The following is a 22,196-nucleotide window of genomic DNA, read 5'->3' as shown; positions in this document are numbered from 1 at the left end:
CCGCGCCACGAGGCCGCCGTGTTCCGTTCCTCGCTGAAACATGCCGCGCGCAACGCCAACATGCGTTGGCTGATGAGCCTGGCGCACATGGAGCCTTCGCCCGTCAGCCGCTGGGTGGCGCTGCGCGCCGCGCTGGCCATCGGCCTGCCTTCGGCGGTCGGACTCGCGCTGGACCAAAGCGCGGCGGCGGCCCTGGTTGCGCTAGGCGCGCTGCCCGCCATCACCGGCGACAACGGCGGCCCATACCGCAACCGCGCCCTGTCCATTGGCGCCACCGTGTTCGGCGGCGCGCTGGGATATTTCCTCGGCACCCTGATTGCAGGGCACGGACTGTGGACGTCCGCCGCCATGACGCTGCTGGTGCTGGCGGCCAGCCTGGTCGGCACCTTCAACAACATCGCCGCCGTCTCCACGCTGCAATTCGCCGCCTATGTCATCGTCGGCGCCAGCCTGACGTCCACCCTGCCGCCCTGGCTGCCTTCGGTGCTGGTGGGAGCCGGCGGCCTGTTCGGCCTGGCGCTGACCCTGACGGGCTGGGTGGTCCATCCGACGGCGCCCGAGCGCGCCGCCGTCGCCATGGCCTACCGCAAGCTGGCGGCCATGTTCGCCGCCATCGGCACCTCGCACACCATGAGCGCGCGGCGCGACATGGAAGCGGCCATGACGACCGCCTACGACACCGTGCTGGCCGCGCGCCGCAGCGCGGCCGGCCCCTCCCCGCGACTGGCCCGGCTGGCGGCCCAGCTGCAAGCCTGTACGCCTCTCACCAACACCGCCCTGGAGCTGGCCCGCGCCGGACGCGTGCTGCCGCGCGACTGCGCGCGGGTCATGAACCGGCTCGCAGACCGCGTGGAAAACGACGCAACGCCGGACCCGCGCGAGGACATCGCGGCCTTGCGCCACGTGGACATGGCCCCCTTGGCCGACGCGCTGGCCCAAGTGCAGCCCCTGCTGGACGGCGGCGCGCTGTCCGAAGCCGACGCCTTTGCCGGCCTGCCGCCGGCGCGGCCGCGCACGCCCTGGCGCGTGCTGGCGCGCACTTACCGGCCGGGGCCGACCACCTTGCGCTACCTGGTGCGGCTGGGCCTGTGCCTGATCGCCGCCGAGGCCGTGGCGCTGGCGGCCTCGCTGCCGCGTTCCTACTGGGTGCCGCTGATCGTGGTGGTGGTGTTCAAGCCCAACTTCGGCTCGGTGTTCGCGCGGGCGCTGCAAAGCTGCGCGGGCAGCGTGGTGGGCGTGGCGATCAGCGCGACCGTGCTGGCGCTGGACCGCAACGGCATCGTCAGCCTGCTCACGGTGGCGGGGCTGGCGTCCCTGCTGCCTTGGTCGGTGCGGCGCAACTACGGCTTGTTTTCCGCCATCCTGCTGCCCATCCTGATGCTGCTGATCGGCGCGCTGCAACCAGGCAGCTGGCCCATCGCGCTGGCGCGCCTGATCGATGTGGCCGTGGCCGCCGGCATCGTGCTGCTGGTGGGCTACCTGCCATGGATACGGATAGAACGCGGCAACCTGGACAACGCGGTCGCCGCCGCCATGGACACGCTGGCCGCCTACCTGAACACGGTGTTCCAGGCCGATCCCACCAGCCGCCACGACCTGCGCGCCAGCGCCTACGCACGCCTGTCCGATCTGCGCATCGCCTTGCAGCGCGGGCTGTCCGAGCCGCGCCTGGTCAGCCGCCGCGCACTGGCCTGGTGGCCGGTGGAGGTCGCGCTGGAACGCGTGGCCAACGCCATTTCCGACACGGCCTGGTCGCTGCCCGCCGACCAGGCCGCGCCTAGCGCCGCGGAGCTGGCGCAACTGGCGGCCAGCCTGCACCAAATGAGCGCCGCCGTTGCGCAAGGCGCGGCCATGCCGGCCGCCGCCATCGCCTCGACCGCCCCCGCGCTGCGCGACGTGGCCGCCCAGATCGAAGCCTTACGCGCCGCGCTGGCCGGCCCGGATTTCGCGGCCGCGCCAGGCAAAGCCATCCCCGACAAACCCGCCAACCAGGTCTGAACCATGTGTCTTGCCGTACTGGCCCTGCATGCCCTGCCGGGCATCCCCGTCCTGATCGCCGCCAACCGCGACGAATTCCATCAACGCCCCACCTTGCCCGCCGCGCAATGGCCTGACGCCCCCGAGGTCTACGCCGGCCGCGACGGCCTGGCCGGCGGCAGCTGGATGGGCGCGACGACCGGCGGACGCCATGCGCTAGTGACCAACTTTCGCGAGCCGGGCAGGATGATCGAGAACGCGCCTTCGCGCGGCGCGCTGGTCGAAGACTATCTGCGCGGCACGGTCTCCCCGGCCGACTACCTGGCGCAAGTGCATGCCGCCGGCCAGGCCTACAACGGCTTCAACCTGATCGTGGGCGATGCGCGCGAAGCCTGGTATCTCAGCAACCGCGACGGCGGCCCGCGGCGCCTGGCTCCGGGCGTCTATGCCCTGTCCAACCATCTGCTGGACACGCCCTGGCCCAAGCTGGCGCGCACCAAGGCGGCTTTCGAGGCCGTGCTGCGCAGCGGGCCGCAGCCCGACCTGCCCGCGCTGATGGCCGCCCTGGCCGACCGCCAGCCCGCCGACGACGCCGACCTGCCCGCCACCGGCCTGCCGCTGGATCGCGAAAGGCTATTGAGCAGCCCGTTCATCGTCAGTCCGAACTATGGCACGCGCAGTTCCAGCGTACTGGCGCTGCGCGACGATGGCGCCGGACAGCTGGATGAAAGGCGCTTCGCCCCGGACGGCTCGGTCAGCGGCGAAAGCCGGCTGACATTTTCCTGGAGCGCGGCACGCGGTACGCTTACCTAGGCTGCGGAAACAATCGGTTGATATCGGAGACCCGCGGGTGCGAACTCCGCGCCGGCATGCGGGTCGAAATGTTCATGCGCGCACGACACCGCGCAGATCGTCCTATCCAGGAGAGTCTCATGAACAAGCGTTTAGAACGCTGCACCATGGCCGCCGCGATGGCGCTGGGCAGCATGGCCTTTGCCGGCGTCCTGTCCACCGCCCAGGCAGGCATGCCGGCAGTGCAGCAGCAGGGTTCGGTGCAATACGTCAGCGGCGGCATCGGCCTGGACGAATCCGAGGCCATGAAGGCCGCAGCCAAGGACTATCCGCTGGCGCTGACGTTCGCGGCGCAACGCGGCGGCCAGGCAGACTACGTCGCCAATGTCGCCGTCACCATCAGCGATGCGCAGGGCAAGTCCGTGCTGCAAACCACTGCCGAAGGCCCGTACATGCTGGTCAAGCTGCCGGCCGGCAACTACAGGATTTCAGCGACCTACAACGGCCAGGCCCAACAGCGCGAAGTCTCGGTGCAGAACTCTGGCACCGCGCGCGCCGTGTTCGAATGGAAGTAGCGGGTTTCATGGCCCGCCCTTGAACGCGCGCGCCACGGCTTCGATTTCGTTGGTCCAGATCCCGCCCGCGTATCCCGCCGGCACGCGGCGTATGTCCTCCGGGGTGTCGATACCCGTGGAATGGCCCTCGCCGGCGTAAGGACCGAGCAGGAACACGCTGCTGCCCGCCGTCTCCATGCGGTCCAGGAAGCGGCCGGGCCAGCCCCACAACCAGGGCGCGACGTTCACCGGCACCGTCAGCGCCATGCCGCGGCAGACCTGCGGAACGTGGCCGGTCCAGCCCGCGGCCGCATAGCGCAACAGGCAGGACTTCAGGTCCGAGCGCGTCAGCGTGCGCACGCCCGGCGCCAACTGGCGCAACCGGCCTACCGGCTCCTCGCCCCCATACACCATGAAGTCTGCCCGCCTGGCCGGCGGCATGCCGTTGAGCACCGCCGCCAACGCCGCGCCCTCCTCCGCATCGCGGCTCTTGACGTTGATGAGAAAGCGCTGGCGCGGAAACGCCTCCAGCACTTCGGACAGCGTCGGCATCAGGCCCACGCCGCGCCCGCGGAACGGAAAGGTCTTGCCGCCATCGGCGGTATAGCCGTAGCCGATGTCCAGCGCCTTGAGTTCGGCCATCGTGTGTTCGCGCGTCGCGCCGCGGCCCTCGGTGCGGCAATCGACCGTCCAGTCGTGGAACACGGCGAACTGGCCATCGGTGGTGGGATGGACGTCGATCTCGACGATGTCCGCGCCGGCCTCGAAGCTCGCGCGCATGGACGCGATGGTGTTTTCCAGATAGCCGTGGGTGGGTTCGACGATGCGGGTCGCGGTGCAGGTGTCCCGCTCCAGGCCCGCCGCGTCGTAGCGTTGCGCGATGCCGCGATGCGCGAGCAGCGTCACCCGCGCACCGGGATCGGGCGCCGCCCAGTCAGCGTTGTTGATGTAGATGAAGCCTAGCAGCGCGATGGCCGCCATTGCCGCGACACGCCGCTTGCGCATGGCGCCGTCCGTCAGACACCCGCGAACAGGATCGCAATGATGAAGCCCACGCTGATGGCCCACACCAGCGAACGCAGCGCGCCCCAGCCCGCCAGGTACATGGCCAGATAGCCCAGCCGCACGCCCAGCCAGCAGGCCATCAGCGTGGCCACGTGCGCGGGCGGCGCCTGGGTATACAGCGCGAACAGCACCGCCGCGTAGAAGAACGGCAGCGATTCAAAGGTATTGGTCTGCGCCGCATTGGCACGCGCGCGCCAACCTTCCTGGCGTGCCAGCCAGGCGCGCGGATCATTGTTGTCGAACTTCTTTCCGCCCGCCTTGGCGACGATGGCCGACACGAAAGGCAGCACTGCCGCCGCCAACATCAACCACGCGATCATCTTCATAGTCTGGCTCCCAGGTATCCGGCAGGCGCCAGGATACCTGGGTTCGCGGCGCGGCGTCAGCACACGCGCTCAGCGGTCCGGCGCGCATGCCGTGCGGCCCGCAAAGAGCCGCGCGTTTACACTCAGCCCTTTTAACGCCCGTCCACGCCCGTGCCTGCGCTAAGCCCCTGGTCCGCACTGTTCATCGCCGCCGCCATGTTGTGGCCACCCGCCACCCGCCGCTGGGCGCTGGCGCCGCTCGCCGCCGCCTACGCCTGGGCCTGGAGCGATGGCACGATAGACGCCGTGGCGCTGGCCTGGCCTGCGTTGCTGATCCTGGCCGCCGTGCTGGTCCGGCCCGCATCGGGCGCGCTGGCGCGCACCGCCGGCCATGCGCTCTTCATCGCGCTGGCCGCGCTGCTGTTCCTGCACCTGCTGCCGGGCTTTCACAACCCGCAGGTCATCGCGCCAGCGCCACTGAGTCCGGACGCCGTGCCTTTCGGCATGTACCTGAACCTGGACAAGCCGCTGGTGGCGTTCTGGGTCGTGCTGGCGCTGACGCCGCCGATGGCGGGACTGACTCCGCGCGCCACGCTGTCGTCCGCGTTCCTGGCTTGCGCGGGCGCCGTCGCCATCTGCCTGGGCTGCGCGCTAGCGCTGGGCGTGGTCGGCTGGGCGCCCAAGTGGCCGCAATCGGGCTGGATCTGGCTGATCAACAACGCCTTGCTGGTGACCTTGGCCGAGGAGGCGCTGTTCCGCGGTTATCTGCAACAGCGGCTGACGGACTTGTGGCGCGGCCGCGCCTGGGGGTCGTGGGCGGCGTTGATCATCGCGGCCGTGCTGTTCGGCCTGGCGCATTACGCAGGCGGCTGGCAATGGATGCTGCTGGCCAGCCTGGCGGGCGCGGCCTACGGCCTGGCCTACAAATACGGCGGCCTGGCCGCTGCGGTGCTGGCGCACCTGGGCCTGAACGCGGCGCACTTCGGCTTGTTCACCTATCCGATGCGCGCCGTGTTCTGAATGCCGGACCCGCCGGTCAGGCCAGGGCCGGATAGTCGGTGTAGCCGCCCGGGCCCGGCGCATAGAACGTGGCCGGGTTGGGCCGGTTCAGCGGCGCCTTGAGTTCGAAGCGGCGCGCCAGGTCCGGATTGGCGATGTACTGCACGCCAAAAGCCACGGCATCGGCGCGGCCCGCGGCAATGGCGGCCTCGGCGGACTCGCGGCCGAATCCTTCGTTGGCGATGTACGTGCCGCCGAATTCGGCCTTGAGCATCGGGCCCAGGCTGTCGGCGGCTTCGTATTCGCGCACGCACAGGAAGGCGATGCCGCGCTTGCCCAGTTCACGCGCCACATAGCCGAAGGTGGCGGCCGGGTTGGAATCGCCCATGGTGTGGATTTCCCCGCGCGGCGACAGATGCACGCCCACGCGGCCCGCGCCCCACACCGATATACAGGCGTCCACCGCTTCCAGCAGCAGCCGCGCGCGGTTTTCCAGCGAGCCGCCATAGGCGTCAGTGCGATGGTTGGTGCTGTCCTGCAGGAACTGGTCCAGCAGATAGCCGTTGGCGGCATGCACTTCCACGCCGTCGAAACCGGCCTCCATGGCCATCTTCGCGCCGTGGCGGTAGGCCTCGACCACGCCCGGGATCTCGGCCGTTTCCAGCGCGCGCGGCGTGACGTAGGCGCGCTCCGGACGCACGTGGCTGACGTGGCCGCGGGCGGCAATGGCGCTGGGCGCCACCGGCAGTTCGCCATCCAGGAACATGGGGTCGGAGATCCGGCCCACGTGCCAGAGCTGCGCCACGATCAGGCCGCCGGCCCGGTGCACCGCGGACGTGACCTTGCGCCAGCCCTGGACCTGTTCGGGGGTCCACAGGCCCGGCGTATCGGCATAGCCCACGCCTTGCGGGGTGACGGCCGTGGCTTCGGTCAGGATCATGCCGGCGCCGGCGCGCTGGGTGTAGTACTCGACCATCAGGTCGTTGGGCACGCGGCCCGGACTGGCGTGCATGCGCGTCAAAGGCGCCATGACGATACGGTTGCGCAGCGTCAGATCGCCTGCGCGCAGGGGTTCGAAAAATTGGCTCATGCGTAAATCCTTGGCCCCGGATCAGGGGCCGCTGGCGGCGTAGCGGGGCTACATATCCTGGTTCAATTGCCGCAGGAACGCGGCAATGGCGGCTTCGTTGCGACGGTAGAAAATCCACTGCCCCACCTTGGTCGCCGAGATCAGGCCCGCGCGCTGCAGAACGGCCAGGTGCGAGGACACGGTGGACTGGGACAGTCCGCAGCGTTCGTCGATGTGGCCCGCGCATACGCCATGCTCGAAAATATGGCCCGGGCGTTCCTCGAAGTACGCGTGCGGCGTCTTCAGCCAGGCAAGGATGTCGCGCCGCACCGGATTGGCCAACGCCTTGAGGATGGCGTCGGCGTCAATGGCCGGTAACGAGGCGGCTGGGTCGGAGCTGGAAGTGGAGACCGTCATATTGAAGTATCGCAATTTATCGAATCTTATATCGGAAGTATTCGATATATAGTCATGCCCCTGCGGCGGACAGGGCTTTATGGCCCCGGCATCCGCGCCCGGCCATCCGCCACGGATGCCTCCATAGCCGCCCTTCCCCTTCCTTCCGCGCCGCTCAGGCCACGAGCCTATCCAGCACCGACCACCCCGCCCGCGCCTCGATGGCTTCGCCCGCGGCCAGGCACAGGTCTTCGCGGAACCGCCCCGCCACCAGATGGACACCCATCGGCACACAGTCCGCCAGGCCGACAGGGACCGACAGGCCAGGCAAGCCCAGTATCGCGGTCGAGACCAGCGGGCTCTGCGCGCGCAGTATGTCGCCCATGGCCGCGTCGCCTTGCTGGTCCTGGTCGATCGGGAATGGACGCTCGAACGACACCGGCATGAGCAGGACGGGATAGCGGTCGAAGAATGCGCCCCACTCCCGCAGTATCGTGGTGCGCAGCGCCAGCGCCTGGATAAAGCCGTCCTTGTCCAGCGGCGAGGTGTGCGCAAGCATGCTGCGGTAGGCGCGCTGTATCGCCGCGTCGCCTGCACGCTCGATTTCGCGGCCCATGGAGCCGGACGCTTCGTTCATCAGCACGCTGCGCCATAGCTCGGCCGCTTCCTCGAACCTGGGCGGCGTTGCTGTTTCGACGATGTAGCCCGCGTCTTCCAGGTACTTTGCGGCGCGCAGCAAGGCATCCAGCACAGCGGGATCGGATTTCAGGGCCGAGGTGCCGCAGAACAGCGCCACCCGCCGGCTATCTCCAGGCCGGCGCAGGTCCAGCGGCGCGGGCACCCACCACGGATCGCGGGAATCGCCCGCCGACATGGCCTCCAGCCCCAGTCTCAGGTCGGCAATGTTCCGCGCCAAGGGGCCCTGGGTCGCGGCCAGTTGGGAAGCCACCGGACGCTCCGATTTCTGGCTGGCGTTGTAGGCCGGCACCCGGCCTTGCGAGGGCCGCAGCCCCGCCACGCCGCAGGCATAGGCCGGATACCGGATCGATCCACCCTGGTCGCTGCCGTGCGCCAGCGGCCCCATGCCCAGGGCGGCGGCGACGGACGCGCCGCCGCTGGAGCCGCCCGGCGTGCGCGCGGCGTCGAACGGGTTGACGGTGCGGCCATGCAGGTCGTTGTCCGAAAACCAGCGCCAGGAGAATGCCGGAACGTTGCTGCGGCCGATCACGACCGCGCCGGCCTTGAGCCAGTTGTCGACGGCGGGATTGTTCTCGCTGGCAATGAGGTCCCGGTACGCGACGACGCCATTGGTCGTGGCCGCCCCTGCCAGATCGGCGTTGGCCTTGATGGTGACCGGCACGCCGTGCAGGAGGCCCAGCGGCGCGCCCCCGCGCACCGCGGCGTCGGCGGCATCGGCCGCCTTCAGTGCCTGGTCGGCGCAGATCTCGGTAAGCGGATTGAAGACCGGATTTAGCTGTGCCGCCCGCTGCAGGCAGCTCTGCACGGCCTCCCGGCTGGAAACTTCCCGCTGGCGGATGGCCTGGGCCAGATCGACGGCGCTCCAGCGCCAGAGTTCGTTCGTCATGATGGCTCCCTGTGGGGTTGAACGCAGTCAGTCGGCGGACGCGCCGGAGCGCTTGACCATCTCGCCCCACCGCGGGATCTCGCTGGCGATGAGGCTGGCGAACTGTTCGGGCGTGGACGGCGTCGCATCGACGGACAGCGTTTCGTTGAGCTTGAGCACCGCGGGGTCCTGCAGCGCCTTGGCGATGGCGCGATTGAGCTTGTCGATGATGGGCTTGGGCGTACCGGCGGGCGCGACGATGCCGCCCCAGGACACCACCTCAAATCCCTTCAAGCCGGATTCGTCGAGGGTGGGCACGTCCGAGAGGACAGGCACACGCGTGAGGCTGGTCGCCCCCAGCACCTTTACCTGTCCGGAGCGGATGAAGGGCAGCACGCCCGCGACGTTGTCGATCATCACGTCGAGCTGCCCGCCCACGATGTCGCCCACCGCCTGCTGGCCGCTCTTGTACGGGACGTGCAGCATGGTCGTGCCCGTCTCGCTCTTGAGCATTTCCCCGGCCAGATGGGCGCTCGATCCCACCCCCAACGAGCCGACGCTGACCTTGCCCGGATGCTGCCTGGCATAGCTGACCAGGCCCTGCACATCGCTTGCCGGGAAGTCGTTGCGGGCGATCAGCACCAGGGCATTGCTGATGGCCAGGCTGATGGGCGCAAGGCTGCGTTGCGGGTCGTAAGGCAGCTTCGAGTACATGCTCTTGTTGATTGCCAGCGTGACCAGGTTGCCGAAGCCTATCGTGTAGCCGTCCGGCGCCGCCGCGGCCAGCGCCTGCGTGCCGACAATACCGCCCGCCCCTCCCCGGTTGTCGACGATCACCGGTTGGCCGAGTTCGCGCCCCAGGGCGTCCGCGATCGGGCGTAGCACCACGTCGGGACCGGACCCCGCCACATACGGCACGATGAGCTTGACTGGCCGTTGGGGCCAATCAGCCTGCGCCGCGCCGGCGCCTGCCGCTCCCAGCAAGGCAAAACACAATGAAATGGCCTGACCTACACGACGGGGAAAGATCTGCATGGCTTGCTCCTGAAGTACGGGACTGCATGGTCTTGTCGTCGTGAAGCTTAGAGATCGCCCGCGCTGCGCATAAGGCTATTTCTTTGTTAAGGTGACAACTACAGGTTGTCGCTATCGAGAGGCACATGAAAGACCACCATCTCCGGGCCTGGCTGAAGGTCGCCGAGTTACGCAGCATCCGCGCCGCGGCGCGCAGCCTGCACTTGAGCCAGGCGGCGGTGACCAAGGCCATCAAGGAACTGGAAACGGAGCTCGAAGCGCCGCTGCTCACGCGCAGCCCCCAGGGCATCGAGGTCACCGAATGCGGCGAACACCTGACGGTGCGGGCGCAGCTTGCCCAGGCCCAGTTGTCCCTGGCGCGCCAGGACATCCGCCAGCTGCTCAGCGGTGCGCAGGCGCGGGTAGCAGTGGGCGTGACGCCCATGGTGATGCTGAGCGTGCTGCCTGACGTGCTGAACGATTTCAGGCAAAGCATGCCCGCGGCCAAGCTCAAGGTTTCGGAAGGCCTGCTGGCCGCCGTCCTGCCGGCATTGCGCAACGGCTCGCTGGATTTCGCGTTGGCGTCCGGCATGGCGGACAACCATGGCGGGCAGGAGTTCGATTTCGAGGAACTGCGGCCGCTGGAATTCATGGTCGCCTGCCGCCGCGGACATCCGCTGGCGGGCGCCACGCGGTGGCAAGACATCGCGGGCTGCGAATGGCTGCTCAACACCTCGGGCGGCAGCCACACCGACGCCTTTCTGCAAGGCCTGCGCGCAAACGGCCTGCAGCCGCCCGAACGCGTCATCGACTGCGATACGTTCGGCGTGATGTGGAACCTGATGGTCCGCAGCGACGCGTTGATCGTCTGCCCGGCGGGCATGCTAGAGATCCCGCCTTACGGCGCCGAAGCCAGCCAGATCCGCACCGAAGCGCCCATGCCGGTCGCCAGCATAGGCATCATGACGCTGCGGGGAACGCCCCTGTCGCTGGCGGCGTCCACCATGGCGGACCTGTTCCGCCGACGCATCCAGCGGCTAGCCCAGGCGGGTGCCGTGGCTACACGCCAGGCTGGCGGCGCGGCTTGAGGCTGTCGGCCCAGTCGCGCGCCAGGTCGCGGCGGGCGCGGCGGTTGACCAGGGCGGTGATGGCCATCGCGATGACGGCGCCCCCGGCCGCCAGCGCCATGTCCTTCTGTGCGTCCCAGATATCGCCCTGCGTGCCCAGATAGGCCGCGCCCAGGTCGCCGCCCACGGTGGCGGCAGCGCCCCACTCCAGCAGTTCGTAGAGCGCCGAGGTCGACAGCGTGACGTCCATGGGCAGGAAGTACGCCCAGAAGCCGCGCACCTCGACCACGCGCAGGAAGATCTCGCGGATGGGATACGCCAGCAGCAGGCCGTAGGAAAAATGCACCACGCGGTCGAAATTGTTGCGTTCCCAGCCGACCATGCTGTTGAAACTGTGTCCCGTCAGCGCCCGCCACCAGTCGTCGTAAGGCACCAGCGAATAGGTGTAGTGCGCGCCGACGGCATGCAGGCACAGGTAAAGAAAGATCAGCGTGTACGAGGTGCGCGAAAACACGAACCAGCGCCGCGTAAAGAGCAGCGCCGCGCCGAAGGCCAGCACCAGCGCGTTCTCCAGCGCCCAGTCGGCGCGGTCATGCGGCGCAATCGCCAGCGCCGTCCATATCACGGCGAACAGCGCGCCCAGCGTGTACAGGTAGCGCCGGCGCGCATCGGCCATGGTCAGTCTCCCTGGACCCGGCCGCGCAGGCGCTTGACTTCGCCGTGCAGCACCTTGCGCTGCACACGGCGGCGCTGCGAGGCGCGGGTGGGCTTGGTCGGACGGCGCGGTTTGTCGGTGCGCGCCGCTGCGCGCACCATGGCGATCAGGCGTTCGATGGCTTCGGCGCGGTTCTTTTCCTGGCTGCGGAACGCCTGCGACTTGATGACGATGACCCCGTCCTTGGAGACGCGGTGGTCGCTCAGCGCGCAGAGCGCTTCCTTGATTTCTTCGGGCAGGCTGGAGGCGCGCACGTCGAAACGCAGGTGCACGGCGCTGGACACCTTGTTGACGTTCTGGCCGCCCGCGCCCTGGGCGCGGATCATGGTGAACGCCAGGTCGCGTTCATCCAGATAGATGGAATCTTGGACGTGAAACATAGCCCGCAAGTATAGATGCGCCGCGCAAAGTAAAATAATGCGCTTTTGCCTGATTTATCCGGGGTCCGGCCTTATCCGGCCGCCGGCACCACCATGACTTACTCCGCCAAAGAAATCTTCAAGACGCTGCAGGGCGAAGGCGCCCACGCAGGCCGCGCGGCGGTCTTCTGCCGCTTTGCCGGCTGCAACCTCTGGACCGGCCGCGAAAGCGACCGCGCCAGCGCCGCCTGCACCTTCTGCGACACCGACTTCATCGGCACCGACGGCGACGGCGGCGGCAAGTTCGCCACGCCCGAACTGCTGGCCGACGCCATCGCCGCGGCCTGGGGCCCGGGCGCCAATGACCGCTACGTGGTCTTCACTGGCGGCGAACCGCTGCTGCAGCTGGACGCGCCGCTCTTGACCGCGGTGCACGCGCGCGGCTTCACGGTGGCCATCGAAACCAACGGCACCATCAAGCCGCCCGCCGGCATCGACTGGATCTGCGTCAGCCCCAAGGGCACGGCGCCCGTGGTGCTGGAACGCGGCGACGAGCTCAAGCTGGTCTATCCGCAGGCCAATGCGCAGCCCGAAGCCTTCGCGCACCTGGACTTCGAGCACTTCTTCCTGCAACCCATGGATGGCCCCGCGCGCGCGGCCAATACCGAACAGGCCGTCCAGTACTGTATGCAGCATCCGCAATGGCGGCTCAGCCTGCAGACCCACAAATACATAGGCATTCCATGATTCACCCTAGCCCCCTGCGGAGCGCGCCATGATTTCCGTGACCCGCAGGCTGGAATTCGACGCCGGCCACCGCATTCCCGACCACCGCAGCCAGTGCCGCAACCTGCATGGCCACCGCTATGTGCTGGAAATCACCCTGACCGGCGACGTGGTGCAGGCGCCCGGCGAGTCCGACAACGGCATGCTGATGGATTTCTCCGAGATCAAGCACATCGCCAAGACCCACATCGTGGACGTCTGGGACCATGCTTTCCTGGTGTATGAGGGCGACGCCGCCGTGCGCAGCTTCCTGGACAGCCTGCCCGGCCACAAGACCGTGGTGCTGGACCGCATCCCCACGGCCGAAAACCTGGCCGCCATCGTCTTCCAGACCCTGGCGCCGCACTATCACGGCCACTATGGCGCCGAACTGCGCCTGACCCGCGTGCGCCTGTACGAAACCCCCAACTGCTGGGCGGACTGCAACGGCTGAACGCCGGGGCGCGGCGGCCGCTGCCGCGCCCGTCCTTGCCGCGACACGCCCCCCTGGCTGCCGGTTTTCCATAGACGGAAAACCCGCCCCCTATTTTCCCGATTGAGAAAATCCATGGAGATAATCGCCATTTTCAATTATTAGTAAGCTAATAGATAGGATACAATCTATTCCATGAACACGCCCACCGACTCCCAGCTCATGGCCACCACCTCCGCCCTGATGGTCCTGTCGCGCGCCTATCGCGGCGCCGCCGACAAGGCCCTGGCCGACTACGGCCTGTCCCAGGCCACCGCCTGGCCCGTGATCCTGGCCGGCCGCCTGGGAGACGGCGTACGCCAGGGCGCACTGGCCGAGGCGCTGGGCGTGGAAGGCCCCTCGCTGGTGCGCGTGCTGGACCACCTGGTCGCCGCCGGCCTGATGGAACGCCGCGAAGACCCGCACGACCGCCGCGCCAAGACCCTGCACCTGACCGACGCCGGCCAGGCGCTGCGCGCCAAGGTCGAGGACGTCCTGGTCGACCTGCGCCGCCACCTGTTCCGGGACGTAAGCGAAGCCGACCTGCAAGCCTGCCTGCGGGTCTTCGACAGCCTGAAAGTCACCCTGGGCCGCGGCGGCGCCGGCACCCAGCCACAGGACGAACAAGCGTGAAACTGCCCAACGTCCGCGAAGCCATCTTCTCGCTCAAGAGCTACCTGAGCGCCATCATGGCGCTCTACCTGGCCTACAGCATGGGATTGCCGCGTCCGTTCTGGGCCATGACCACGGCCTATGTCGTGGCCCAACCCTGGTCGGGCGCGGTGCGCTCCAAGGCGCTGTACCGCCTGGCCGGCACCTTCTTCGGTTCAGCGGCCACCGTCTACCTGGTGCCGCGGCTGTCGAATTCCCCGGTGGTCATGACCGCCGCCATGGTGCTGTGGGTGGGCGCCTGCCTGTACCTGTCGGTGCTGGACCGCACCCCGCGTTCGTACCTCTTCATGCTGGCGGGCTATACCGCCGCGATGATCGGCTTTCCCAGCGTGACGGCCCCCGCCCAGGTGTTCGACACCGCGCTCGCCCGCGTCGAGGAAATCAGCCTGGGCATCGTCTGCGCCACGCTGATCCACAGCATCGTGCTGCCGCGCGGCCTGGCCCCTGCCCTGACGCTGATGCTGGACAAGGCCGTGCGCGACGCCCGCAACTGGATGCACGACACGCTCAGCGGCCAGGCCACCGAGCAGAAGGACCGCGACCGCCGCGTACTGGCCAACGACATCACGCAGCTGCGCCTGATGTCCACCCACGTGCCGTTCGACACCAGCAACCTGCGCTGGACCTCGGGCGCGGTGCGCGCCATGCAGGACCAGATCGCAGCGCTGACGCCCACCGTGTCCGCCGTGGAAGACCGCATGCGCGCCCTGCAGGCCGGCGGCCAGCCGCTGCCGGAGCCCGTCACGGCCCTGCTCGCCGACATCTCCGAATGGATCAACGCCGGCGCGCAGGCCACCCACGAGACCGCGGTGCAGCTGCGCGCCGCCGCCACCCGCCTCACGCCTGAAATCGACAGCCGCTCCAACTGGCGCGACGTGCTGCTGGCCAGCCTGATGACGCGGCTGCGCGAGCTGGTCGACACCTATGACGAATGCCTGGCGCTGCGCCGCGAGATCCGCGCGGGCCTGGCCGGCGCGCCGCTGCGCGCCCCGCGCTCCAAGCCCGCGCCCAACGCCGCGCTGCACCGCGACCGCGGCATGGCGCTGCTGTCGGCCCTGGCCGCGGGCGTGGCCATTTCGGTCTGCTGCGCCTTCTGGATCGGCACCGCCTGGAGCAACGGCGCCACCGCCGCGCTCATGGCCGCCATCTTCAGCTGCTTCTTCGCGTCGCAGGACAATCCAGTGCCCGGCATCATGCAGTTCCTGACCTACACGGTGTATTCGATCCCGCTGTCGGCGCTGTACCTGCTGGGCATCATGCCCGCCATCCATTCGTTCGAGATGCTGGCCCTGGCCATGCTGCCCACGGCCTTCGTGCTGGGCATCTTCATTGCCCGGCCCGCCACCGCGGGCAAGGCCATGGCGATGCTGTTCGGCTTCCTGGGCACGATGGCGCTGCAGGATACCAACACCGCCGACATCGTGTCCTTCATCGACACGCAGGTCGCGCAATGCATGGGCGTGGCCACCGCGGCCATCATCGCCGCCATCTTCCGCACCGTCAGCGCCGACTGGAGCGCGCGCCGCATCCAGGCCGCCAACTGGAAGGAACTGGAAACCCTGGCAAGCTCGCCGCGCGCGCCTTCGCGCCACACCTACGCCGCCCGCATGCTGGACCGCATCGGCCTCCTGCAGCCGCGCCTGGCGCTGGCCCAGCGTCCGGACGACCTGGTCGCCGCCGACGCGCTGAAGGATCTGCGCGTGGGCCGCGACATCACCGAACTGCAGCGCGCCCGGCGTCACCTGCCCATGGCCGAACCGGCCATCCAGCCGGTGCTGGACGGGCTGGCGAAGTTCTTCCACGCGCGCTCGGCCTGGCAGGTCGGCGAGAAAACGCCCGAATTCCTGGCGCAGATCGATCGCGCGTTGGCCAGCGTGACGGCCACGCCCCCGGGCGCCGCGGCCCGCGACCGGGCAGTCGTCGCGCTGGTGGGCCTGCGCCGCGCCTTCTTCCCCGACGCGCCCGACTACCAACCCGCCCATCCCACCCTGGAGGGCCAAGCATCATGATCGGCGAATTCAATCTTTATGGCGTCTATTTTCCCTGGCTGCTGGTGCTGGGCGTGGTGACCCTGGGCGTGGCCTGGGCGGTGCGCCGCGTGCTGGCCCGCGCCGGGCTGTACCGCCTGGTGTGGCACCCCGCGCTGTTCGACCTGGCGCTGTTCATGGTGCTGCTGTACGGCGTATCCCTCATTTCCCCCTATTTACTCCAGAGATAAGCATGAAACTCCCCAATGCCCTGCGCCCCGCAGCCATCGGCAAGTTCGCGGTGACCGCCGTCGTCGTCGCCGCGGCCGCCTACGCCGGCTGGCAGCTCTGGGTGCACTATGAAGTCGAACCCTGGACCCGCGACGGCCGCGTCAAGGCCTACGTGGTGCAGGTCGCGCCGGATGTCTCCGGCCTGGTGACCAGCGTGCCGGTGCACGACAACCAGGACGTGAAGGCCGGCGACGTGCTGTTCGAGATCGACCGCGCGCGCTTCCAGCTGGCCTACGACCAGGCCCAGGCCTCGGTGCGTTCCGCGCAAGTGGCGCGCGACCAGGCGGTGCGAGACGCCAAGCGCAACCGCTCGCTGGGCCAACTGGTGGCCGCCGAGGCGCTGGAACAAAGCCAGACCAAGCTGCAGCAGACCGAAGCCGCGCTGGCCCAGGCCGAAGTGCAGCTCAACACCGCGCGCCTGAACCTGGAACGCAGCCGGGTGCTGGCGGTGAACGACGGTCGCATCACCAACCTGGACCTGCGCGCCGGCTCCTACGCCACCGCGGGCCGCGGCGTGATGGCGCTGGTGGATTCCGGCTCGTTCTACGTCGAAGGCTACTTCGAGGAAACCAAGCTGCCCGGCATCCATGAAGGTGATCCCGTCACCGTGACGCTGATGGGCGACTCGCACCATATCCGCGGCCACGTCGAGAGCATTGCCATGGGCATTGCCGACCGCGACCGCAGCACCGGCGCCAACCTGCTGCCCAACGTCAATCCCACGTTCAACTGGGTCCGCCTGGCGCAGCGCATCCCGGTGCGCGTGAAGATCGACGACGTGCCTGAAGGCGTGCGCCTGGTGGCCGGCCAGACCGCCACCGTATCGGTGGATTCCGGCCCTGCCCACTCGCAGACCGAGGCGCACCAGCCGTCCTGATCACCACTTTTTCAACCCCTTACCCCTAATCGACGCACAGCCGTAACCGCCATGAACACCAGATACCTCCTGCCTCTTACGCTGGCCCTTGCGCTGGCCGGATGCGCCGCCGTGGGCCCGGACTACCAGGTGCCCCCCGGATCGGTGGCCGAGCGGCAGAGCGCGCAGGCGCCCTTCACGCAGGCGCGCGAGGCGGCGTTCCGGCAGGATGCGGTGCCTGGCCACTGGTGGCGCCTGTACGACGACCCCGTGCTGGATGGCCTGGTGGAGAAAGCCCTGGCCGCCAACACCGACCTGCGCGTGGCCAGCGCCAACCTGGAACGGGCCCAGGCCGCCGTGCGTGAAGCGCAGGCGCAGCAGCAGCCGTCCATCGGTGTCAATGCCTCGCCCACTTTCGGCCACGTGTCCGGCCTGCAGGAACTGCAGCCCGGCATCGATCCGCCCAACCGCTGGTCCTATTCCATGGGCGCCAGCGTGTCGTACCAGCTGGACCTGTTCGGCCAGATCCGCCGCGCCGTGGAAGCGGCCAGCGGCGACGAGCAGGCCGCGCAGGCCGCCTATGACGCCACCCGCGTCACCGTCGCCGCCGAGACCGCCCGGGCCTACGCCAATATGTGCGCGGCCGGCATGCAGCTGGCCTCCGCCCAGCATTCGGTGCAGGTGCAGAAGCAATCGCTGGACGCGGTGGACCGGCTGCAACGCGCCGGCCGCGGCACCACGCTGGACGTGACCCGCGCCCGCAGCCAGCTTGAACAGCTGCAGGCCAACCTGCCGCCATTCCAGGCCCAGCAGCGCACCGCGCTGTACCGCCTGGCGGCGCTGACCGGCCAGACGCCGGGCCAGATCCCGCCCGCGCTGCTGCAATGCGCCCAGGCCCCGCGCCTGACCGAGACCATCCCCGTGGGCGACGGCGCCGAACTGCTGCGCCGCCGTCCGGACATCCGCCAGGCCGAACGCACGCTGGCCGCGGCCACCGCGCGCATCGGCGTGGCTACAGCGGACCTGTATCCGAAGATCTCTCTGGGCTTGTCGGCGGCCTCGGGCGGTCCGGCCGCCATGTTCGGCGACCGCGGCACCTTCAGCTGGAGCGTCGGTCCGCTGATCTCCTGGACCATCCCCAACACTGGCGCCGCGCAGGCCCGCATCGCCGAGGCCCAGGCCAGCACCAAGGCCGCGGCGGCACGCTTTGACGCCACCGTGCTGAACGCCCTGCGGGAAACGGAAAGCGCGCTGGTGGTCTACGCGCGTCAGCTGGACCGCGACGCCGCCCTGCGCGCCGCGCGCGACCAGAGCGCCGAGGCCGCCTCGCAGGCCAGCCGCCTGTTCCAGTACGGCAAGACCGACTACCTGACCGTGCTGGACGCCGAGCGCACGCTGGCCAGCAATGAAAGCGCGCTGGCCGCCTCGCAGGCCGACCTCAGCAGCGACCAGATCGCGCTGTTCCTGGCGCTGGGCGGCGGCTGGGAAAAATGATCAATGCACCGGGGTGCCGTCGGGCGGCGTCTGGTTAAGACCCAGCGCGGCCTCCCAGCTGCGCAGCGGCACGCAGGTCTTCAAGCGCACGATGGCGCGCTCGATCAGCGCCGGATGCAACGCGTGCCCCACCTGGGTGGCGATGTCGATGGTCGAGTCGCCGTGCAGCTCGGTCAGGCGCGCCTGGGCGGCCTGGATGAGCTCCACGTTCATGATCGGATCGGCGGCGCCGTGCAGCAGGTGCAACGTGGTGAACTGCGGCGCGATCTTGGGCATCTGGGCATAGCGGCCCGAGAACGCAATGACGCGACCGGCGATGCCGTCGTGCGCCTGCACCAGTTCCAGCGCCATGATCGCGCCCTGCGAAAAGCCCGCCAGCGCCGTGTCCGACTGCAGCAGGCCGAAACGGGCCTGCGCCTCGCGCACATAGGTCTCCAGGGGCGGCAAGGCCTGCGCCACGCGTTCCGGGCGGTTTTCCTCGGTCACGCCGCGTACCGAGAACCACTGCCGGCCGTCGCCGCCGCCGTCGTAGGGCTCGAACCCCTGGGGCGCCAGCACCGCCGCGCTCGGGAACGCCACGCGCACGGCTTTTGCCAGCGGCTCCATGTCGTCGGGGCTGCCGCCCACGCCGTGCAGCAGGATGAACAGCTGGCGCACGTCGACGCCGGCGTTGGGAAGAAATTCGATAGAAGTGGAAGACGCCATGAAACTGCTCCGTGCTGGCTGGGGCCGCCGAACGGCCCCGGAATAGCCGCATTGTAAAATGCGCGCCTTGAAGCAACCTTTGCCGCACCGCCACGGACCGGCTGGCTTGCGTGGCATTGCCTGGCGGGCAGGCCCGCGCGCCCGTGCCTGATGGTCCGCCGCTGCGGCAACTTCCTACCCCAGTAATGCAAACTCCGACGACAGAATCCGGCGCCACGCCTGCCGGCCAGAACCAGCTGCATCGCGTGCTCAAGGCGCGCCACCTCACGATGATAGCGTTGGGCGGAGCCATCGGCACCGGCCTGTTCGTGGCTTCCGGCGCCGCCATCGCCCAGGCCGGCCCGGGCGGCGCGCTGCTGGTCTACCTGGCCATCGGCCTGATGGTCTACTTCATCATGACCAGCCTGGGCGAACTGGCCACCTTCATGCCGGTATCGGGTTCCTTCTGCACCTATGCCTCGCGCTATGTGGACGGCGGCTTCGGTTTCGCGCTGGGCTGGAACTTCTGGATCAGCTGGGCCACGGTGGTGGCGGTGGACGTGGTGGCCGCGCAGCTGGTCATGGCCTACTGGTTCCCCGATACGCCCGGCTGGATATGGAGCGTGGCCTTCCTGGCCCTGACCTTCGGCCTGAACGCCTTTTCGGCGCGCAGCTTCGGCGAAGCCGAATACTGGTTCGCCATCATCAAGGTCGTGGCCGTGCTGTGCTTCATCGGCGTCGGGCTGGCGATGCTGGTGGGCATCATCCACAGCGGCACGCCCGTGGGACTGGCCAACTGGTCGGTCGGCGACGCGCCCTTCGTGGGCAATGTGGCCACCTGGGTCGGCGTGGCGATGGTGGTGGCCTATTCGTTCCAGGGCACCGAACTGGTGGCCGTGGCCGCCGGCGAATCCGAAAATCCCCGCCGCAACGTGCCACGCGCGATCAACCATGTGTTCTGGCGCATCCTGCTGTTCTACGTGCTGGCCATCCTGATCATCGGCCTGCTGCTGCCCTATACCGACCCGCAACTGCTGCGCAACGAAGTGGAAGACATCGCGGTCAGCCCCTTCACGCTGGTGTTCCAGCACGCCGGGCTGCTGTCGGCGGCCACCGTGATGAACGCCGTGATCCTGACCTCGGTGCTGTCGGCCGGCAATTCCGGCATGTACGCGGCGACGCGGATGCTGTTCAACATGGCGGTGGAAGGCCAGGCGCCCGCCCTGTTCCGGCGCGTGACGCGCAGCGGCGTGCCGCTGTATGCGCTGATGGCCACCGCGCTGCTGGCCTGCCTGTGCCTGTTCAGCCTGGTGTACAGCCCCAAGGCCGTCTACATCTGGCTGCTGAACTTCGCCGGCATGACCGAATTCATCGTCTGGCTGAGCATCGCCGTCAGCCATTACCGCTTCCGCCAGGGCTATGTGAAGCATGGCTACGACACCGCCGACCTGCCCTACAAGGCCGGCTTGTTCCCCTTCGGTCCGCTACTGGCCTTCGTCCTGTGCCTGGTGGTCACGCTGGGCCAGAACTACCAGGCCTTCCTGCAAGACCGCATCGACTGGATCGGCGTGATCTCCACCTACCTGGCGATCCCGCTGTTCCTGGCCTTGTGGATCGGCCACCGGCTGGTGCGCAAGTCGCACTGGATCCGGTACGAGGATATGCGGTTTTATGGGTTGGACCTGGATCGCGCGGCGGGTGTGGCGGCCTCGGCAGCTACTAGTGAGAACGCCCGCGCTTAGTTGCGATCCGCCTGCCTGAAGCAACTAAAATCGTATCCAACACGGCCCACCCCTCTGCATCGAAAGGTGTACGGGTGGGTTTTCTTTTAGTTCGCGGCATGCTCCGCCCCCTTTAAATACTGTACATATATACAGTTATAATGGCTCATCGGCCACTTCCACCGGGTTCCTATCTCCCGGCAACCGATTTGCCATGCAGTCCCCAGAACGTATCCATCCCGCGTTGTGGCGCGCCACCCAGTTGGCTCAAGGCGCCGCCCGCACCCTGCCCACCGGGCATGCCGCGCTTTCGGCCGAGCTGCCAGACGGCGGCTGGCCGCTGGGTTCCCTGAACGAATTGCTGGTCCCGCACCCCGGCATCGGCGAAATCCGCCTGCTGCGTCCGGCGCTGGCCCAACTGGAAACGCGCCGCGCCATTGCGCTGGTGCAGCCGCCGCACGCGCCCCACATCGCCAGCTGGATGAGCTGGCGGCTGGATCCCCGTCAATTGCTCTGGGTGGCGCCGGAAAAACCCGTGGACGCGCTCTGGGCCGCCGAACAGATCCTGAAGAACGGCAGCTGCGGCGCCCTGATCTGCTGGCTGCCTCATGTGCGCCCCGAATCCCTGCGCCGCCTGCACCTGGCCGCCCAGGCCAGCGACCTGCTGTTCATCGCGGTGCGCCCCAGCAGCGCGGCGCAGAACGCCACGCCCGCGCCCTTGCGGCTGGCGCTGGCGCCGGCCGCGGGCGGCCTGTCCGTCCATATCCTGAAGCGCCGCGGACCCGCCTGCGACACGCCGCTGTACGTGGGCCTGGACACCGGCGCCACCATTCCTGTTTCTCCCCGCCATGCGCCTCTGGATCGCCGCCTTCCTGCGCTGCCTGCCGCTGGACGCACTGCGCCCGCACTGGCCGCTTGAGGGGCAGGCGTTCGCGGTCCTGGAACAGGAACGCGTCGCCGCCCTGACGCCCGCCGCCCGCCGCGCCGGCGTCAAGCCGGGCATGCGCCGCGCGGGCGCGGCCGCCATCGCTCCCGAGGTCGAGCTGCTGCCCCGCGATGCCCAGGCCGAGTCCGAAGCCTTGCAGGGCGCGGCGCTGGCGCTGCTGCAATACACGCCCGAAATCGCCCTGGCCGACGGCGACACGCTGCTCCTGAACGTGAGCGCCAGCCTGATGCTCTTCCGCGGCCCCAAGGCGCTGCACCGGCGGGTCGCCGCCACCTTGCGCGCCCTGGACCTGCGCGTGTCGCTAGGCATGGCGCCGACCGCCGCCGGCGCCTGGCTGCTGGCGCGCAGCCCCGGCCGGCGCGCGCCCCGCCGTACCCTCACGCTGCCCACGCTGACCCGGCGGCTGGACGCCCTGCCGCTAGCCCTGCTGCCGCAGGCGCAGGCCCGCCGCG

The 22,196-nt window shown here is 68.9% G+C and carries 23 protein-coding genes and 1 pseudogene; 15 read left to right on the top strand and 9 right to left on the bottom strand.

The features are described 5' to 3' along the window. The first annotated feature begins 18 nt into the window (after positions 1–18). The 3 genes from DXK93_RS00120 (at position 19) to DXK93_RS00110 (ending at position 3,344) form a co-directional block, all read left to right on the top strand. Positions 19–1,998 carry an FUSC family protein gene (locus DXK93_RS00120; protein ID WP_119448987.1) on the top strand — a complete coding sequence of 660 codons (1,980 nt, stop codon included), beginning with the start codon at positions 19–21 and terminating at the stop codon, positions 1,996–1,998. Between the two features lie 3 nt (positions 1,999–2,001). Then, on the top strand, positions 2,002–2,790 hold the full coding sequence (locus DXK93_RS00115) for an NRDE family protein (protein ID WP_119448986.1): 789 nt from the start codon (positions 2,002–2,004) through the stop codon (positions 2,788–2,790). A 119-nt stretch (positions 2,791–2,909) separates the two neighbouring features. Further along, positions 2,910–3,344, top strand: a complete 435-nt coding sequence (locus DXK93_RS00110; protein WP_054453848.1) for a carboxypeptidase-like regulatory domain-containing protein — start codon at positions 2,910–2,912, stop codon at positions 3,342–3,344. Between the two features lie 6 nt (positions 3,345–3,350). Here DXK93_RS00110 and DXK93_RS00105 read toward each other — a convergent pair whose 3' ends face one another. Both DXK93_RS00105 and DXK93_RS00100 read right to left on the bottom strand, forming a co-directional pair. After that, entirely contained in the window at positions 3,351–4,328 is a 978-nt protein-coding gene (locus tag DXK93_RS00105) for a glycerophosphodiester phosphodiesterase family protein (RefSeq protein ID WP_119448985.1), read from the bottom strand. An 11-nt stretch (positions 4,329–4,339) separates the two neighbouring features. Continuing rightward, on the bottom strand, positions 4,340–4,714 hold the full coding sequence (locus DXK93_RS00100) for an MAPEG family protein (protein WP_054453844.1): 375 nt from the start codon (positions 4,712–4,714) through the stop codon (positions 4,340–4,342). 195 nt (positions 4,715–4,909) lie between these two features. Here DXK93_RS00100 and DXK93_RS00095 point away from each other — a divergent pair, with 195 nt between their 5' ends. Then, the gene (locus DXK93_RS00095; RefSeq protein WP_175181085.1) at positions 4,910–5,713 is read left to right on the top strand and encodes a CPBP family intramembrane glutamic endopeptidase; all 804 of its coding nucleotides are present in this window, start codon (positions 4,910–4,912) and stop codon (positions 5,711–5,713) included. A gap of 16 nt (positions 5,714–5,729) precedes the next feature. Here the strand turns inward: DXK93_RS00095 and DXK93_RS00090 are convergent, their stop codons facing one another. From DXK93_RS00090 to DXK93_RS00075, 4 genes are all read right to left on the bottom strand, one after another. Next, positions 5,730–6,782, bottom strand: coding sequence for an alkene reductase (locus DXK93_RS00090; RefSeq protein WP_119448983.1), 1,053 nt, complete (start codon positions 6,780–6,782; stop codon positions 5,730–5,732). A gap of 48 nt (positions 6,783–6,830) precedes the next feature. Beyond that, the gene (locus tag DXK93_RS00085) at positions 6,831–7,178 is read right to left on the bottom strand and encodes a helix-turn-helix transcriptional regulator (RefSeq protein WP_119448982.1); all 348 of its coding nucleotides are present in this window, start codon (positions 7,176–7,178) and stop codon (positions 6,831–6,833) included. A gap of 154 nt (positions 7,179–7,332) precedes the next feature. Beyond that, a complete protein-coding gene (locus DXK93_RS00080) occupies positions 7,333–8,742 on the bottom strand; it encodes an amidase family protein (protein WP_119448981.1) in 1,410 nt (469 codons plus the stop codon). A gap of 27 nt (positions 8,743–8,769) precedes the next feature. Further along, a complete protein-coding gene (locus tag DXK93_RS00075) occupies positions 8,770–9,756 on the bottom strand; it encodes a tripartite tricarboxylate transporter substrate binding protein (RefSeq protein WP_054453834.1) in 987 nt (328 codons plus the stop codon). Positions 9,757–9,881: 125 nt separating this feature from the next. On the opposite strand from DXK93_RS00075, the gene DXK93_RS00070 reads away from it, so the two are divergent. Next, complete coding sequence (locus DXK93_RS00070; RefSeq protein ID WP_054453832.1) at positions 9,882–10,823, top strand: LysR substrate-binding domain-containing protein; 942 nt, start codon at positions 9,882–9,884, stop codon at positions 10,821–10,823. Here DXK93_RS00070 and DXK93_RS00065 read toward each other — a convergent pair. Together DXK93_RS00065 and arfB are read right to left on the bottom strand one after the other, a co-directional pair. Next, positions 10,795–11,478, bottom strand: coding sequence for a DUF2238 domain-containing protein (locus DXK93_RS00065; RefSeq protein ID WP_119448980.1), 684 nt, complete (start codon positions 11,476–11,478; stop codon positions 10,795–10,797). The genes DXK93_RS00070 and DXK93_RS00065 overlap by 29 nt on opposite strands. A 2-nt stretch (positions 11,479–11,480) precedes the next feature. Beyond that, entirely contained in the window at positions 11,481–11,897 is a 417-nt protein-coding gene (gene arfB, locus DXK93_RS00060; protein WP_054453829.1) for an alternative ribosome rescue aminoacyl-tRNA hydrolase ArfB, read from the bottom strand. Positions 11,898–11,990: 93 nt separating this feature from the next. On the opposite strand from arfB, the gene queE reads away from it, so the two are divergent. From queE to DXK93_RS00025, 7 genes are all read left to right on the top strand, one after another. Then, a complete protein-coding gene (gene queE / locus DXK93_RS00055) occupies positions 11,991–12,623 on the top strand; it encodes a 7-carboxy-7-deazaguanine synthase (RefSeq protein ID WP_054453827.1) in 633 nt (210 codons plus the stop codon). A gap of 28 nt (positions 12,624–12,651) precedes the next feature. Then, a complete protein-coding gene (queD, locus tag DXK93_RS00050; RefSeq protein WP_119448979.1) occupies positions 12,652–13,095 on the top strand; it encodes a 6-carboxytetrahydropterin synthase QueD in 444 nt (147 codons plus the stop codon). A 174-nt stretch (positions 13,096–13,269) separates the two neighbouring features. Beyond that, positions 13,270–13,746, top strand: a complete 477-nt coding sequence (locus DXK93_RS00045) for a MarR family winged helix-turn-helix transcriptional regulator (RefSeq protein ID WP_119448978.1) — start codon at positions 13,270–13,272, stop codon at positions 13,744–13,746. Continuing rightward, on the top strand, positions 13,743–15,794 hold the full coding sequence (locus tag DXK93_RS00040) for an FUSC family protein (protein ID WP_119448977.1): 2,052 nt from the start codon (positions 13,743–13,745) through the stop codon (positions 15,792–15,794). The genes DXK93_RS00045 and DXK93_RS00040 overlap by 4 nt, the downstream gene beginning before the upstream one ends. Then, a complete protein-coding gene (locus DXK93_RS00035; protein WP_119448976.1) occupies positions 15,791–16,003 on the top strand; it encodes a DUF1656 domain-containing protein in 213 nt (70 codons plus the stop codon). The genes DXK93_RS00040 and DXK93_RS00035 overlap by 4 nt, the downstream gene beginning before the upstream one ends. Positions 16,004–16,005: 2 nt before the next feature. Next, entirely contained in the window at positions 16,006–16,920 is a 915-nt protein-coding gene (locus tag DXK93_RS00030) for an HlyD family secretion protein (RefSeq protein ID WP_054453821.1), read from the top strand. A 51-nt stretch (positions 16,921–16,971) separates the two neighbouring features. Then, a complete protein-coding gene (locus DXK93_RS00025; protein WP_119448975.1) occupies positions 16,972–18,393 on the top strand; it encodes an efflux transporter outer membrane subunit in 1,422 nt (473 codons plus the stop codon). On the opposite strand, the gene ypfH is transcribed toward DXK93_RS00025, so the two are convergent. Continuing rightward, entirely contained in the window at positions 18,394–19,098 is a 705-nt protein-coding gene (gene ypfH, locus DXK93_RS00020) for an esterase (protein ID WP_119448974.1), read from the bottom strand. A 185-nt stretch (positions 19,099–19,283) separates the two neighbouring features. Here ypfH and DXK93_RS00015 point away from each other — a divergent pair, with 185 nt between their 5' ends. From DXK93_RS00015 to DXK93_RS00005, 3 genes and pseudogenes are all read left to right on the top strand, one after another. Beyond that, positions 19,284–20,819 carry an amino acid permease gene (locus tag DXK93_RS00015; RefSeq protein WP_119448973.1) on the top strand — a complete coding sequence of 512 codons (1,536 nt, stop codon included), beginning with the start codon at positions 19,284–19,286 and terminating at the stop codon, positions 20,817–20,819. A 193-nt stretch (positions 20,820–21,012) separates the two neighbouring features. Next, on the top strand, positions 21,013–21,717 hold the full coding sequence (imuA, locus tag DXK93_RS00010; protein ID WP_054453813.1) for a translesion DNA synthesis-associated protein ImuA: 705 nt from the start codon (positions 21,013–21,015) through the stop codon (positions 21,715–21,717). After that, positions 21,647–22,196 (top strand): annotated as a pseudogene (locus DXK93_RS00005) (DNA polymerase Y family protein); the annotation flags it as partial. The gene imuA and the pseudogene DXK93_RS00005, both read left to right, overlap by 71 nt.

Source organism: Achromobacter sp. K91 (genome assembly GCF_003576205.1).
Taxonomy (GTDB): Bacteria; Pseudomonadota; Gammaproteobacteria; order Burkholderiales; family Burkholderiaceae_B; genus Achromobacter; species Achromobacter aegrifaciens.
The sequence above is the reverse complement of the archived record's forward strand: the minus strand, read 5'-3'. Positions and strand labels throughout refer to the sequence as shown.